Here is a 14114-nt window from a genome sequence, read left to right on the forward strand (position 1 = left end):
TCCTTAAGCTAAAATACCGAAAGTTGAACATATAACGCCAAGCACCATCATCGAAATAATGAGTGATACGGTATATTTCCCGCGCAGCCTTTTGACGAGGAAGAACACGCCTAAGGAGAAAAGCAGGGTTAATAAATTAGGCGTAACTTTATCAAACATCTCCTGCACTTTGATGGACTGTTCACCTACCGCAATAACCAGCGGTGTCGATATTTTGACCGTCGTGGCGATTAAAGAACCGAGCACCATAACCCCGACAACGTTGGCGATATTAGTAATTCTCTGAATAATATTTGAGTTTTTCGACTGTTCGATTAAGTCGACGCCCTTGTTATAGCCATAGTGGATAAAGAAATATTTGGTGCCAATGTTGACGATATTAAATAAAAGAAACATCAGGATTGGGCCAATGAGATTACCCTGCAGAGCAAAGGCCGCGCCAATACTTCCGCAGATGGGTAGCCAGGTAAACTTGAGCAGGCTGTCACCTAAACCCGCAAGCGGTCCCATCAATCCGGCCTTAACGGAAACCACAGCATCCTTTTCTTCTTCGGTGGTCTTTTCTTCCAGCGCGGCGGTGACCCCTAAAATAAGAGCCCCGGTATTTATTTGCGAGTTAAAAAACTCGAAATGGCGCTGCATCGCCTTGATTCGCGTTTCTTTATCGGCTTGGGCATAGAGTTTATCAAGAACCGGGATCATGCAGTGTGCAAAGCCGATAGTTTGCAATTTTTCATAGTTATATGAAAATGACATTGTTTGCAGATTCCAAAAAATACGATTCAGATCTTTTTTATTGAGTTTACGTTCGCAGGGAAGGTCTTCTTCACTAACGTCTGGACAGGTATTTTCGGTATTCATAAATCGTACTCTTCTTCAGATGTCGCGGCGGAGTTTTTTTCGTCCGGCGTCGTATTGTTAGCGTTGTTAATTCCGTTGGTGTAGGCCATGTCATACAAAACGGCAAACGCCAGGGCAATAAAGGTGATAGGAATAATCGGCAGTTTCAAATACGTTGTCAGGATGAAACCGAGCAGGAAGAAAAACCACATTCTGCCTTTTAATAACATCAATAGCAGGATACATACGCCGACGGCCGGGATCATTTTTGATGCCACGCCCATACCGGTCAAAACGTTTTCAGGGATCGCCGCTAAAATTTTGCTCACCAGATCGCCGCCGAAGTAGATCGCCAGAAAACAGGGTACGGCGCGAATTAAAAACCACAGCGGCGTGGAAAAGTAATGAACTTTAACCAGCCCTCGGTAGTCGCCATCATGGATCGATTTTTCTGCCCAGAGGTTAAGAAAGCTGGCGAAAGAGCGCCATACGATAAGCAGCTGCTGGCATAAAATAGAGACCGGGACCGCAAGCGCAATCCCTGCGGCAATCCCCCCTTTGGAGGCAATCCCCAAAGCGACGCCGATAATAGAGCCTGCAATAATATCAGGGGCGGAGTAGGCGCCAACGTTCCCGATACCCATCCACATCAGCTCAAGCGTGGCGCCGATCGCCAGTCCCTGGACCGTATCGCCCATGATAATACCGGCAACGGTGCCGGTTAACAGAGGCCGGCGAAGCATCTGCGGACCCACATCATCCATTGAGCAAATACCTGCCCAGATAGCGACTAAAAGAGCTTCAATTAACATTTGCTATTCCTCATTTATTATAAAATAAATGTTCCGGGTACTTATTTAAGTAACGTGTGAAGCTCAATAACGGGGTCTTTAGGCACCATTTGCACTTCTACGGTAATATCTTTGGCGATAAGGGATTTAAACGCCGCCTCTTCTTCCGGCGTAACGGCAACCGCGCGGGTCAGGCTTTTACGCCCTTCCTGCATCCGCATACCGCCGACGTTCAGGGTGGTAATTTTCAAACCGTTTTCCACCAGAATATTCACGTCAATACTATTGGTGAATAGCAACATAGTGCGTTTCTTTATTTCCGTTTTTTTCAGAACATCAATGAATTTTTGTACTCCAAAAACGAGGACCTTCAGCTCAGGTGGCGCGGACATGGTCAGCACGGACTGCTGAACTTTATCGCCTGCGACCTTATCGTTAATAATCAGCACCTGCTCGATATCATGATTTTTTACCCAGGTTGTAATGACCTGGCCGTGGATAAGGCGGTCGTCTATTCTTGCAACATTAACTGGCATGATATTCCCCTTAGAGATCGGCGGCTTGCTGCCGTTCTTCGTTTAAAATATCCCCGACGTTGAAACAGCTTTGCGGAAATACTTCAGCAATAAGTTTGCTAACCGCAGGCAGCGGCTGGTCGCGGTTGTTAAAGACTTCAAGCAGCGTTGGAATGTTAAACCCGCAGAATAAAACAACGTCATCATAGGTTAATACCAGCTCGCTGGCTAAATTACAGGGCGATCCGCCCAGCATATCAACCAGAATGAGAACGCCATTTTCTTTATTTAGCGCACGATAGGCCTCGGCCAGCCGCGCGCGCACGTCGTTGATATTGCTCTCTTCCTCGATGGAAATAACCAAAACATGACTTTGCTTACCAATGAGCATCTCCGCGCAGGTGAGGGCTCCCTGGGCAAAGGGGCCGTGGCTTATCAAGATGACGGGAAGTTCGGCTGACATAGCTTTCCTTTTTTTTGTGACATTATTACTACGATTTAATTTAATTATAGTAATACTATTACTTTTGGCTTAAGGAAATACCATGAAACACTATTTTGACCGATATGTGATAACGATCGCTCTTTGGCAATGAGTCAGCTTGAGCTTTCAGAAGCCGTTTTTCGGCCGGGTAGCGAGGAATAAAGGCGAGCTTAAGGCGTGGGGAGCGGCGGAACACCGACGGCGTTGGGGGGGAATCTCAGCCGCGGAAGGCGATCGGCTTCGCGGCGGCCGCTTCAGGGCTTATGATTTTGACGATAAAAACGCTCGGCGCGCATCTGGATTTGTTTGAGCAGGCGCTCGTCATATTGCTGGACGAAAAGATTGGTCACCAGCATGTTAATCACCGCCAGCTGCGACATTTTGGAGCGGATGGGTATCAGGCGTGAAACGCTTTCCGTAGAAACCGTGTGCAGGACGATATCGGCAAGGGTGGAAATACGGCTTTGCCCCATTTTAGTAATGGCAATGGAGGGCACGCCGAGCTGCTGCGCCAGGGTCAGGAGCATGACGCCTTCCTGGTTTTCACCAGAATGCGAGATAATAATCAGCAGATCGTTTTCATCCAGGGTATTAACAATACTAAACTGAATACTGTAGTCCAGATGACAGCTGACATCTTTTTTAATTTTGATTAGCTGGTATTCAAGCTCTTTTCCCACAAGGCCGCTGCTGCCGGCACCATAAATAACAATTTTATGGCTTTTCCTGATCAGCTCATTGGCTTCAAGAAGCGTGCCGGCATTAGCAAGCGCGTGCGTCTCATCGATTGATGATTTCTCTATTTGCAGGATTTTAGCATTGACAGCCTCAACTGAATCATCGAGGCAAATATCTTCCTGGAGGAATTTATTATTGGTTACCGCGCTGGATGAGGTCATCAAATCAATTTTAAGATCGCTGAACCCCTGATAACCTAGCTTGTGGCATAAGCGTAAAATAGTGGTGGTGCTTACGCCATTTACCTTAGCAAGCATCTGAATACTCATACTTTTCAATGACTGTTTGTTTTCAATGATGTAATTGGCGACATTCCGTTCTTTGGCAGATAGTTCGTGACTAACTTCACGGATTTTTACGTCGAACATTTAACAGCCTTCATCATATTAAGAATATTATTACGATAATCATACAATTGAAAAAAGAAAACATCAAGTTATAAACATTGCTGCTTAATTTCTTATCCGGCGGCAATTAAATAATATGTCTGGCGGCTTTGTCAGCTAATTAAAATTAAGCCGGGGCAGCGGCAAGCCGCTTTATTCCAGGCCAAAACGCTGCCGGTACTGGCCCGGCGTTACGCCGGTGATTTTGCGAAAAATTTTGCGGAAGGCTGAGGGATCGGTATATCCCACTTCCCAGGCAATACGGTCGGCCGAACGCCCGGTTAACTCAAGGGCATCCCGCGCCTTCATGATGCGAACCTGCTGCAGGTACTCCGTTGGCCGCACGCCCGTCGCTTTCTGAAAGCGGCGCAGAAATGTCCGCGGGGTCATTCCCGCCAGCGCCGCCATTTCATCGATGCTCTGCTGTTCAGAATATGTCGCATGGAGGTGGTGCTGGACGCGCAGAATGACGAGGTCGCCGTGGTCGAAATGCGGAATAAATGCCGAATAGGTGTTTTGCTTGCGGCGGGGAGGATCGATAAGTAAAAAACGCGCCGTCGCCAGCATGGTACCGTTTCCCAGCAGCTTCTCTATCAGCGTCAGGCCCAGATCCGTCCAGGCAAAAATACCGCCGGCGGTGATAATATCGCCGTCGTCGATAACCATATTTTCCGCCGCGACGTCAATCTCCGGGAAACGCTCCGACAGGGCCTGAGCAAACGCCCAGTGCGTCGTTGCGCGACGATGATCGATAAGCCCGGTCTCCGCCAGCACGAACGCTCCGGCACAAACCGAACAGAGCGTTACGCCGTCATGATACAGGGCGCTCATCCAGGCGGCAGGGGCCGCCATAGGCTTCATCTGCGCGGGCATGACCAGGCTGGGCGGGGCTATCACATGGCTCAGGCGATGCGGCTCATCCGGATGGCTGTCCCAGACGCACGCCACCGTATCGCCGTCGGGCATGACCTGCCAGTGCGACACCCGGATCGCGCGAACGCGCTCCTCGCCGGAGATACTCACCGCCCAGTCCGCCGCAATCCTGAACATATCCGTCAATCCATACACCGCAGCCAGCTGGCATTCGGGATATATCAGCAGGCCCACTTCCGCCACGATGCTCTTTTCAACAGAAGGCTTCATTTGTCATTTTTGCCTTTTATAGTGTCATTTTTGACAATTCTATCTCCCGACGTATTGCATAACAATAGCCCCATCGGACAACAACAGCGATGACCTGAACGATAAAGGAGCAGCTATGCCAGACGAACGGTTTGAGATTTCACGACGGCGTCTGCTGATCCTCAGCGGCACGTTGTCTGCCGGTATCGGGCTGTCACTTTCGCCCTTCGCCCGGGGTATGACCTCACTCTCATCACAGACAGGAGATATTTCTATGAGCAACGGCATTATTACCACCAAAGACGGTACCCGAATTTTCTATAAAGACTGGGGCCCTAAAAACGCGCAGCCCGTCGTTTTCCACCACGGCTGGCCGTTAAGCGCCGACGACTGGGATAATCAGATGCTGTTCTTTTTATCGCAGGGGTATCGGGTGATTGCCCACGACCGTCGCGGCCACGGGCGTTCCGACCAGACCGATACCGGCAACGAGATGGATACCTATGCCGCCGACGTCGCTGAACTTGCCGGTGCGCTGGATCTTAACAATGCCATCCATATCGGCCACTCTACCGGCGGCGGAGAAGTGGCGCGCTATGTCGCCAGGGCCGAAAAAGGCCGCGTGGCGAAGGCGGTGCTGATGGGGGCGGTCCCGCCGATTATGCTAAAAACGGCCGCTAACCCGGAAGGGCTCCCGCTATCCCTGTTTGATAGCTTCCGCTCCGCGCTCGCCGCTAATCGCGCGCAATTCTTCATTGACGTGCCGTCGGGTCCGTTCTACGGCTTTAACCGCCCGGGGGCCAAAATCAGCCAGGGCCTGATCGATAACTGGTGGCGTCAGGGCATGGCAGGCGGCGCCAAAGCGCAATATGACTGTATCAAAGCGTTCTCTGAAACCGACTTTACGCAGGATTTACTGGCGATTGATGTACCGGTACTGGTAATGCACGGCGAAGACGATCAGGTGGTGCCTGTCGATGACGCCGCGCGCAAATCAATCAAGCTGCTGAAGCACGGGACGTTGAAAATCTACCCGGGACTGTCGCACGGGATGTTTGCCACCCACCCTGAGGTCATTAACCCGGACCTGCTGGCGTTCGTTAAATCCTGAGACTGACGTTATGCGCCGGACCCGCCTACCGCGGCGGGTCCGGTTTTAGGCCGTGAGCGGGCAAGCATAGCCGCCGGGTAGCACATGCGAAAGGGAGATAAAGGCGCCCCGGGAAAAGTAATTAGCGGCAGCCGCGCTGCAGCCTGAAACTAACTGATAGCTAACGCTGTCTTTAATTCATTGGCGCAATGCTTTTGGTGTGGAAGATAAAGATGACGTCCGTTTTGTTGATTGAGGATGATAGCCGGCTGGCCGGTATGCTGATGCCCTACCTTACCCAGTACGAATTTAGCGTGGTACACAGCGCCAGCGCACAGGACGCGGAGAATAAGCTGAAGCAGCGCGCCTTTGACGTCGTGCTGCTGGACCTGATGCTGGGCGACGCCGATGGCCTGGCGCTGTGTCGGCAAATTCGCACCCAGCTCCGGCACGACCCGGCGATTATTATGGTGACGGGGCGAGGAGATCCGGCGGATCGGATTATCGGACTCGAAGTGGGGGCCGACGACTATCTGGCAAAACCCTTTGAGCCGCGCGAGCTGCTGGCGCGCATGCGCGCGGTGCTGCGGCGCATGAGGCCCGGTGCGGCGTCGGGCGGCGACGGCGTTATTCGCTCCGGCGCGCTGGAGATTGATACCGCGGCGCGCAGCGTCACGCTTAACCAGCGGCGCTGTAGCCTGACCTCCCTACAGTTTGACCTGCTGGTCGCGCTGGCGCGCAATGCGGGCCGGGTGCTTAACCGCGAACAGATCTGGCAGTCGGTGCGCGGCGAAAGTTACGACAGCTTCGATCGCGCCATCGATGTCCATATCGGGCGCATTCGTCAGGCCATCGAGGACGATCCGCAGGTACCGCAGCGCATTATTACCGTGCGCGGCGTCGGCTACGTCTTCTCCGCCTTGCCCCACCCATGAAGCGGCTCGCCTGCTTTCCCATGCATCTGCAGATTTTTTTCGCCTTTAGCTGCGCCCTGGCGCTGGTGGTGACCTGCACTATCGCGCTGTGGCTGTGGAACAACGATAACAACCGTCATCTAAAGGCGTTCGCTACCTTTTCCGAGCTGGTAGAGCAAAACCTTCCCCCGGCCTCCGCGCCGCGCGCCGCGCAGTCTCTGGCCATTGATAGCTGGATCCAGCGTACCCATACCCGCTTCTCCCTGTACGCCGCCGACGGCTCTCCGCTTAGCCGCCCGCTGGCACCTCCGCTCTCTTTTCCGCTGCGCGTGGCGTCGGGAGGATTGTTTGATGACTGGTACGGCACGCGTTTTGTCTGGCAGCTCAAGGATAAGCGCGTGCTGGTCATTCAGCTCAGCAGCGACCGGCAAAAGCGCCCGTGGCTGTTTATCCTGCTGCTGCTGGGCATGGCGGCCAGCGTGGTGCTGGTGTCGTTTCCGGTGATCCGCCGCCTGACCGCCCGCCTGGAGTCGTTACAGCAGAGCGTCGAGTCGCTCGGCAAAGGCAACCTCGACGCGCGCGTGCAGGTTACCGGACGCGATGAGGTGGCACAGCTCGCGGCCAGTTTTAACCGCGCCGCCGCGCAGATTGAGCAGCTGGTTCAGTCACAAAAAACCATGCTGGCCAACGCCTCGCACGAGCTGCGTTCGCCGCTGATGCGTATTCAAATGGCGGCGGCTCTGTTAGTGCAGAAGGAGTCGCCCGCCTCCCGCGAGCTGCGGCGCAGCGTCGGCGAGCTGGATGCGCTGGTGGAGGAGATTTTGACGCTGAGCCGCCTGACTCAGGCGACCGGCGTGATTACCGGCGACTTCCGGCCGGCGGATATCACCGCCATTGCGGCGGAGGAGTGCGCCAGCGCGCAGATTGAGCTGTGCGCCGAGCACGTGCTCGCCGAGGTGGACGCGCGGTTAATACGCCGCCTGCTGCGCAACCTGATTGAAAATGCGCAGCGCTATGCGGGTCATGATATTTCGGTCGTCCTGAAGCTTACCGACCGGGAGTACTTCACCCTCGAGGTGAAAGATCGCGGCCCCGGCATTCCTGAAGCGGAAATAGAACGTATCTTTGAGCCGTTTTATCGGCTCAGCAGCAGCGGAAACGGCTGCGGTCTTGGCCTGGCGCTGGTCCGTTCAATCACTGAATACCACCGGGGAACCCTTGCGGTCCGCAACCGCCGCGGCGGCGGAGCCTGTTTCCAGGTACGCATCCCAGTCGCTGTTACATAACTTTACCTGAGGTAAAAAGAGGGGTTACAGGAGCCTGTTTGAATAAGCCAATCTCATTGTCGGCTTCCTGTAACGGTAAGGATCATCTGCATGCTATCCACCCTGGCTAAACCCTTTACGCTCCTGTGTCTGCTCTCTGCGGCAGCCTTTTCCGCCGTCGCCGAGCCCGCCGAAAACGGATTCTCCGGCTTTATCGGCGGCGGCGTGGGCGTAAAGCCGAAGTATTCCGGCGCCAAAGAGTCCAAAACGACGTTCGTACCCGCAATAAAGCTGGCTTACGGACCGTTTTTTGTCGGCGGAGTGGACGATCTTACGGCGCTGGGGTGGGAGTTTGCCCGCACCGATCGCTGGACCTTTTCGCTCGGCGTGGGTGCGGATCTCTCTCCTCGCCAGGAGTCCGATGACGAACACCTCCGAGGGCTGGGCGATATTAGCGTCTCGCCGCGCGCCTTTAGCTCGGCGGTTTATGAAAATACGCTCTTCAACGGCGGCGTGATTTTGACCCAGGATATCGGTGGGGATCGGCAGGGCTTGAGGCTCATCTCCTGGGCGCACCTGCAGTGGCGGCCGCTCGAGAGCCTGCGCTTTTATACCGGCCCCAGCCTGAGCTGGGGGGACGGCGATTATATGCAGACGCAGTACGGCGTCACCGCCGCTCAGTCGGCGCGCAGCGGCCTGTCACGCTACGACGGCGGGGCCGGGCTGGAGAAAGTGGGCTGGCAGCTGGGTATGGACTATTCGGTGACGCCGGCATGGCTGATCGGCGCCCGAGTCAGCGCGCAGCGTCTGCAAAACGACGCCGCCGACAGCCCCGTTACGCAAAAGTCAGGGCAGGTTAACGGCGTCCTGTTTGTCGCCTGGCGGTTTTGATAAGCGCGGACCTTTTCGCTCAGGCGGGAGATCGCGCATCAAATGCCGGACGGCGCGCTCGTTTTAGCCGCTGGTCAGGGCGTTTTTCCGGCGTCCTGCTAAAGCGACATTCCAATCACCGCGTTGACAACGGCGGAGGACATCAGCACGCCGCCAACGATAACGCACGCCCGGTTCTTCCTGGTCGCACCCAGGGTTAAGAGAACAACGGCAAGGGTGAAAAAAGGTATGGCAATAATACTGAACGTGTTCAGGATGACCTCCGCGAAGAGTAAGAAAAGCCGGCCGTAATTAAGGAGCGGCTGATTATTAAGCAACTTAGCGCAATTTGCAGCAGGCCGGAAGCGCCGGCTTATTTTATCCGCCGTCAGCCGATAAACAGGGCCGCCAGCGCCGCGATGGCGGGCAAAGCCTGAACGTAGAGTATTTTCCTGCTTGCGGTGATCGAGCCGTATATTCCGGCAAGCACAACGCAGGACAGGAAAAAGACTTTAAGCTGAAACCCGCTCTCTCCCGCCCAAAGCCCCCACAGCAGGCCCGCGGCTAAAAAACCGTTGTACAGCCCCTGGTTCGCGGCCAGCACCCGGGTGTCGCGCGCAAAATCAGCGCTCAGGTTAAAGGCTTTGTGACCAGTTTTGGTATCCCATAGAAACATCTCGAGGATCAGTATGTAGAGGTGGATGGCGGCCACCAGGGCGATAAGGAGATTGGCTAACACGGCGGGCCTCGCTGAAAATGTGGGAGCAGGGTGATTATAGTTAAAACTCTTTTACGCCGCCGCTCGCTGTGTATCTGGGCAGCGGCGGCGGAACGCGTTTTATACCTTAAATATGACATATTAAATAGCGCGGCTATTTTAAAGGCTCTGAACGAAGCGGCGTCCCGGCATATCCCTCCGCGAATGCAGCCAGTGCGTCGCGACTAAAAGCGAACACAATAGCGCCAACGCCAATAACCTCGCATTGCCTTCCCGCGGCGATCGGCTTGACATCTTAAGCGCGCTTGCTATTGCTTAATCAGGCAAAGAATATGAGCCTTAAAGCAGTATCTAATTGTAAAATATATAGTTTATAGTCTGTGGGCGAAGCGGTGGGGTGATGAATGGTGGAGAATAAGGTGAAGTTGCCCGGGATTAAAGAGAGTCAGCGCCTGCTGAATTTCGAGGCCGCTTCGAGGAACGTCGGCCTGGTTATTCTGCTGGCTATTATCTGCGTGGCGCTGGCCGGCGGATTTTCTGTCGGCTATTTCAGCGAGGCTGAAAAAACCAATCCGCCGGGGACGGTAAAGCTCGACTACGAGTATTTTGGCCGGCTGCAGAAAGAGTTTCGCCTCAAAATCACGGCGCACCCGCACCGTGGCGATAAATATGTCTTCAGCCTCGGCGGCGATTTTAATGAAAGCTATGAGCCTGGCAGCATCTGGCCGCAGCCGGATGGGATGTACAGCCAGGGAAAGACGCTGTATCTGATCTACAACAACGTGAAAAATAAAGGCGACTTCACCATCTGGCTATACGTCACGCCGGCGAAGCCGGGAAGGTCGGAGAATTCTATCCAGGTGAACGCCGAGCCTGAAATCCGCTTTTGGCAGTTTATTTATCCTTAGGGGGTTGCTATGGAGATGGTCTTCCGGGCGTTAGCCATTTATTTAATCCTGTTGGTGGTATTTAAAATTGCCGGCCGCCGGGCGCTGCTGCAAATGACCAGCTTCGACCTGATCCTGCTGCTGATTATCAGCGAGGCGACGCAGCAGGCCCTGCTCGGCAACGATTTTTCGGTTACCGGGGCGATGCTGACGATTATTACGCTGGTGGTGGTCGATATCCTGTTTGGGCTAATGAAAAAGTATATTTCCGGCGCGGAGTCCGCGCTCGATGGCTCCCCCGTGGTGCTGGTGGCCGACGGGGTACCGTTAACCGATAACCTGAAAAAGGTCGATGTCTCCTGCGACGACATCCTGGTCGCCGCGCGTCAAAATCAAGGCATCACGGAATTTCGCAAAATAAAATATGCCATTCTGGAGCGCAACGGCCATATATCGGTTATCCCGGCAGAAGAGTAAGGAGCGCATCATCATGCCGGATTCTGGCAACGCCACCTCACAGCTGACGGCTCGGGTGGCCGGGGCGCTGACCCGGCGAGGATTGCTCCTGACCACCGCCGAGTCCTGCACCGGCGGTAACGCTCTGCGCGCAGGCGACTCCGGCCGCCGGGCTATTCAACCGTCCAGGCCTGGCTGAAGCTATCGTTGATAAAGATCTCCGCCAGCCCGCTAATCTGCTTCAGGCGTAATACCTCATCGCTGTCCATTCCCAGCTCCTGGCCGATGCGCCGATCGTCCCAGCCCAGGCGGTAAAGATCGCGAACGATATCCGACATGGCGGCGATCTGGTGCTTGCCCCGGGCGCGGTTGTGGCGAATGGTGGCGGCGATGCGCTCCTTCTTCCCCTGACGCGATGCGTTGATCAGCGTAACCGGCAGATGACCATGCAGCCTCTGGTGAATCTGCGGGTTGGCCGCGCTTATCAGATGCCGATGAAAGCCATCGACAACCAGATACTGCTCCTGCTGGCGAGCGACCACCACCGGCTGGGTGAAGCCATCCATTTCAACCGAGCGTTCCAGCAGTTTTTTTTCCGTTGCGCTCATGCTATTGGGGTTATAGTCATTCGCCGTGACCGATTCGGCATCAACCCATAATACGCAATCTACGGGCTCGTCGCGGAAGGGGCTGTGCCGGTGGATAAGCGTCTTGAGCTGGTTTATGGCGTCAATCTTACTTTTCATATCTGAGAAAGATTCAAGGTATTCGGCCACGACCTTGCTGATATCCTTCGACATTACAGAGTCCCCCATGTCTTTCGTTTATTATTGATATTGTTGCAGTAACGTTCGTAATGCTGGGATTTGGTCGGGCTGAATGACAGCGTCCGACACCAGTAATCATTCTTGAGGATCGTTTTGCAGATCCGGCGCCAGGAGGGAATATCGCGAAAGCCAAGGTCCTTCTCCTGGGCATCAGGAATATCCTGCGGAAAGCCGCGCGTCTGATACCAGTGCAGATAGATGGCTATCTTGTTGCGGTAATGCTCTGCGGTTGTATCCGGCATACTGTCGAGCAGGAACAGCGCGTAGCTGCGCCAGGTATGCTGCTCCGGCTTGCGCATCTGCGTTCTGAGGGCAAAATAATCGCCGCTTTCGTTAGCATATTTCGCCGCGCCGTGCGCGCCGCACACCCGGCGACACATTTTCTCCCAGGTGTCCGGTTCGAGCGTGTGGTAAAGCCATAACCCGCGGCGCTGCTCCGGGCCAAAGGGTTCGCACACGCGCATGTTTTTCAGCGTCACGCCGGCACGGTACATCAGGTCATACAGCGGGTTATAGGGGAGCTTCGATTTGGCGTTGAAGATCCAGATATCCCGAGTACGCCAGTCGTACAGAGGGTAGCAGGTATAGCTTTCGCCTCCCGGCAGCGCCGTCGTCCAGGGTTTGTCATCAGCAAAACGCGATTTTGTCTGCGATGTCAGCGCCATATAGCGGTGTAGCGACTCGTCGGTGCGAATGCCGATCAGCGAGGCCAGGCTGCGCCCGGCGGCCAGCCACTGAATGAACGCCGGCACAAAGGATTCAAAGGTCATCGGATAGTGATAGAAGGGGAGGTCGGCGGCGCGGGTGACTGCCCCCGCCGGCGGCTGGCGCACCCATTCGACGCCGGGCTCCCAGCAGATCCACTCCGGCTGGTGCTGCGATACGCCGCTTACCGTGGTCAGCGGCAGGGCAATCCAGTAAAAGTGGCTGATGACGTCCTGATAGAGGGCCCGCATTTTTGCGACATGCTCAATGGTTAATAAATACTGCGCCTCCCAGTCGATAAACAGGACCACGAACTTTTTGCGCTTCTTGCGCGCAACGGTTGCCGCCAGGTGAAACAGGACGGTTGAGTCCTTGCCCCCAGAGAAAGATAAACAAACCTGCTCAAATGATTCAAACACCCAGTCGAGGCGAAGCAGCGCCGCATCAAGAACATCTATGTCGAGATTTATCTTCTTCACCAGCCCTCCTGGTTATTAAACGTAGGTTAAAGGGGGCAGGCCCCACGCTGGCTAAGGGAATAGCCAGCCGATATAGTTGAGCATCGCGATTTTATTATTTACGCCGAGCTTGTCTTTTATTCTCAGATAGTAATGGGAGACCTGCTTATTGCTCATGGAGAGCATCCGTTCGACGCCGCCGCGGGACGGTGAAGTATATGCGGCGCGCATAACGTCATACTCTCTTTTTGTTAAGAGGCCGCCGCTGCGCAGTTCGCCATAATATCTCAGCAACTTACCGATGCTGGCGGCGTTATTGCCCTTGAGCTTTCTACGCCACTCACGTAATCCGGCCTGCTTAGAGATAAAGAAATCGGCCATGCCGTCTTTTATTTTGCGGTCGCTGATAATTAATATCGATGCGTTACCGCGAATAATCAGCACCTGAATAACCGTGAGAAGAGCACGGATATTAGGGAAGTAGCTTTCTTCAAGAACAAAGAGATCCCCGGCGCCGCTGGGTCGTATCGACTCTTTTAGCGTCTCAAGGCCGTCGCTGAGGTACTGGTTCGCCATATAGGAATATGCAGAGATCGCCGTTGCCGGTGGGATATCCGTAAGGCTGCCGCCGCTATAGTTTTTCAACAATAGCTCAAGATCTAAGTAAGCGTAGTGTTCCGTATCGGGTTTAATTATCTTACTCTGTTGACCGGATGCGCTTATTTGTTCATGCATAGGGAATGCCTGCAATTTTAATTGTTCACTGAGAGCGTCTGAACTCATGGGGAAAAATCATAAGGCGGGTGATATTGTTTTGGGTAGTTAATTTATCTTAAGTAATCTTTAGTAAGGGAAATTGTTATTTTAATTACTGAATCTCAGATCTTTTTATTTCTTATTTTTCTTTAGATGCTGATTTGCATCATTGACATTTTTAATTGTTTTTAATGCGGGTTGCGATCGCGCGCTATCTTAAGGGCTGGCGCTCTCTGTTTTGGCGCGAGGGGAAGAGAAACCGACCGTTTACTTTCGCCGTTGCCGTCAGGAC

General features: G+C 54.0%; 16 protein-coding genes and 1 pseudogene. 7 read left to right on the forward strand and 10 right to left on the reverse strand.

Annotated features, from left to right (window positions below):
• Positions 1–3: 3 nt before the first annotated feature.
• The 6 genes from EDF75_RS01170 to EDF75_RS01195 form a co-directional block, all read right to left on the reverse strand.
• On the reverse strand, positions 4–861 hold the full coding sequence (locus tag EDF75_RS01170) for a PTS system mannose/fructose/sorbose family transporter subunit IID (RefSeq protein ID WP_133596535.1): 858 nt from the start codon (positions 859–861) through the stop codon (positions 4–6).
• On the reverse strand, positions 858–1652 hold the full coding sequence (locus EDF75_RS01175) for a PTS mannose/fructose/sorbose/N-acetylgalactosamine transporter subunit IIC (RefSeq protein ID WP_133596537.1): 795 nt from the start codon (positions 1650–1652) through the stop codon (positions 858–860). Before EDF75_RS01175 ends, EDF75_RS01170 begins: the two co-directional genes overlap by 4 nt.
• 41 nt (positions 1653–1693) lie before the next feature.
• Entirely contained in the window at positions 1694–2167 is a 474-nt protein-coding gene (locus tag EDF75_RS01180; protein WP_133596539.1) for a PTS sugar transporter subunit IIB, read from the reverse strand.
• Between the two features lie 10 nt (positions 2168–2177).
• Positions 2178–2609, reverse strand: coding sequence for a PTS sugar transporter subunit IIA (locus EDF75_RS01185; protein WP_045854309.1), 432 nt, complete (start codon positions 2607–2609; stop codon positions 2178–2180).
• 275 nt (positions 2610–2884) lie between these two features.
• Positions 2885–3736: a MurR/RpiR family transcriptional regulator gene (locus EDF75_RS01190; protein WP_133596541.1), complete on the reverse strand. Its 852-nt coding sequence runs from the start codon at positions 3734–3736 to the stop codon at positions 2885–2887.
• Positions 3737–3907: 171 nt separating this feature from the next.
• Positions 3908–4897: a GlxA family transcriptional regulator gene (locus tag EDF75_RS01195; protein ID WP_123706851.1), complete on the reverse strand. Its 990-nt coding sequence runs from the start codon at positions 4895–4897 to the stop codon at positions 3908–3910.
• 253 nt (positions 4898–5150) lie between these two features.
• Between EDF75_RS01195 and EDF75_RS01200 the strand changes: the two genes are divergently transcribed.
• From EDF75_RS01200 to EDF75_RS01215, 4 genes are all read left to right on the forward strand, one after another.
• Positions 5151–5987, forward strand: coding sequence for an alpha/beta fold hydrolase (locus EDF75_RS01200; protein WP_133597961.1), 837 nt, complete (start codon positions 5151–5153; stop codon positions 5985–5987).
• 212 nt (positions 5988–6199) lie between these two features.
• Positions 6200–6901, forward strand: coding sequence for a response regulator (locus EDF75_RS01205; RefSeq protein ID WP_181955380.1), 702 nt, complete (start codon positions 6200–6202; stop codon positions 6899–6901).
• 20 nt (positions 6902–6921) lie between these two features.
• On the forward strand, positions 6922–8166 hold the full coding sequence (locus tag EDF75_RS01210) for a sensor histidine kinase (RefSeq protein ID WP_159235951.1): 1245 nt from the start codon (positions 6922–6924) through the stop codon (positions 8164–8166).
• Positions 8167–8256: 90 nt separating this feature from the next.
• Positions 8257–9036, forward strand: coding sequence for a MipA/OmpV family protein (locus EDF75_RS01215; protein ID WP_133596545.1), 780 nt, complete (start codon positions 8257–8259; stop codon positions 9034–9036).
• 367 nt (positions 9037–9403) lie between these two features.
• Here EDF75_RS01215 and EDF75_RS01225 read toward each other — a convergent pair whose 3' ends face one another.
• Positions 9404–9754, reverse strand: a complete 351-nt coding sequence (locus tag EDF75_RS01225; protein WP_133596549.1) for a DUF1304 domain-containing protein — start codon at positions 9752–9754, stop codon at positions 9404–9406.
• Positions 9755–10137: 383 nt separating this feature from the next.
• Here EDF75_RS01225 and EDF75_RS01230 point away from each other — a divergent pair, with 383 nt between their 5' ends.
• The 3 genes and pseudogenes from EDF75_RS01230 to EDF75_RS01240 form a co-directional block, all read left to right on the forward strand.
• Positions 10138–10641 (forward strand): hypothetical protein, encoded by a 504-nt coding sequence (locus EDF75_RS01230; RefSeq protein WP_133596551.1) that lies wholly within the window; start codon positions 10138–10140, stop codon positions 10639–10641.
• A gap of 9 nt (positions 10642–10650) precedes the next feature.
• Complete coding sequence (locus tag EDF75_RS01235; RefSeq protein ID WP_041144412.1) at positions 10651–11097, forward strand: DUF421 domain-containing protein; 447 nt, start codon at positions 10651–10653, stop codon at positions 11095–11097.
• A gap of 13 nt (positions 11098–11110) precedes the next feature.
• Positions 11111–11230 (forward strand): annotated as a pseudogene (locus EDF75_RS01240) (competence protein ComA); the annotation flags it as partial.
• A gap of 19 nt (positions 11231–11249) precedes the next feature.
• On the opposite strand, the gene EDF75_RS01245 reads toward EDF75_RS01240, so the two are convergent.
• Genes EDF75_RS01245 through EDF75_RS01255 form a run of 3 tightly spaced genes read right to left on the reverse strand, consistent with a single transcriptional unit; the run spans position 11250 to position 13801 of the window.
• On the reverse strand, positions 11250–11876 hold the full coding sequence (locus EDF75_RS01245; RefSeq protein WP_133596553.1) for an IbrB-like domain-containing protein: 627 nt from the start codon (positions 11874–11876) through the stop codon (positions 11250–11252).
• On the reverse strand, positions 11876–13078 hold the full coding sequence (locus EDF75_RS01250; RefSeq protein ID WP_463671420.1) for a phosphoadenosine phosphosulfate reductase: 1203 nt from the start codon (positions 13076–13078) through the stop codon (positions 11876–11878). Before EDF75_RS01250 ends, EDF75_RS01245 begins: the two co-directional genes overlap by 1 nt.
• A gap of 60 nt (positions 13079–13138) precedes the next feature.
• Positions 13139–13801, reverse strand: coding sequence for a hypothetical protein (locus EDF75_RS01255; RefSeq protein ID WP_133596557.1), 663 nt, complete (start codon positions 13799–13801; stop codon positions 13139–13141).
• Positions 13802–14114: the final 313 nt, after the last annotated feature.

Origin of the sequence: Klebsiella sp. BIGb0149, from assembly GCF_004362605.1 — a bacterium.
Lineage (GTDB): Bacteria > Pseudomonadota > Gammaproteobacteria > Enterobacterales > Enterobacteriaceae > Klebsiella > Klebsiella terrigena.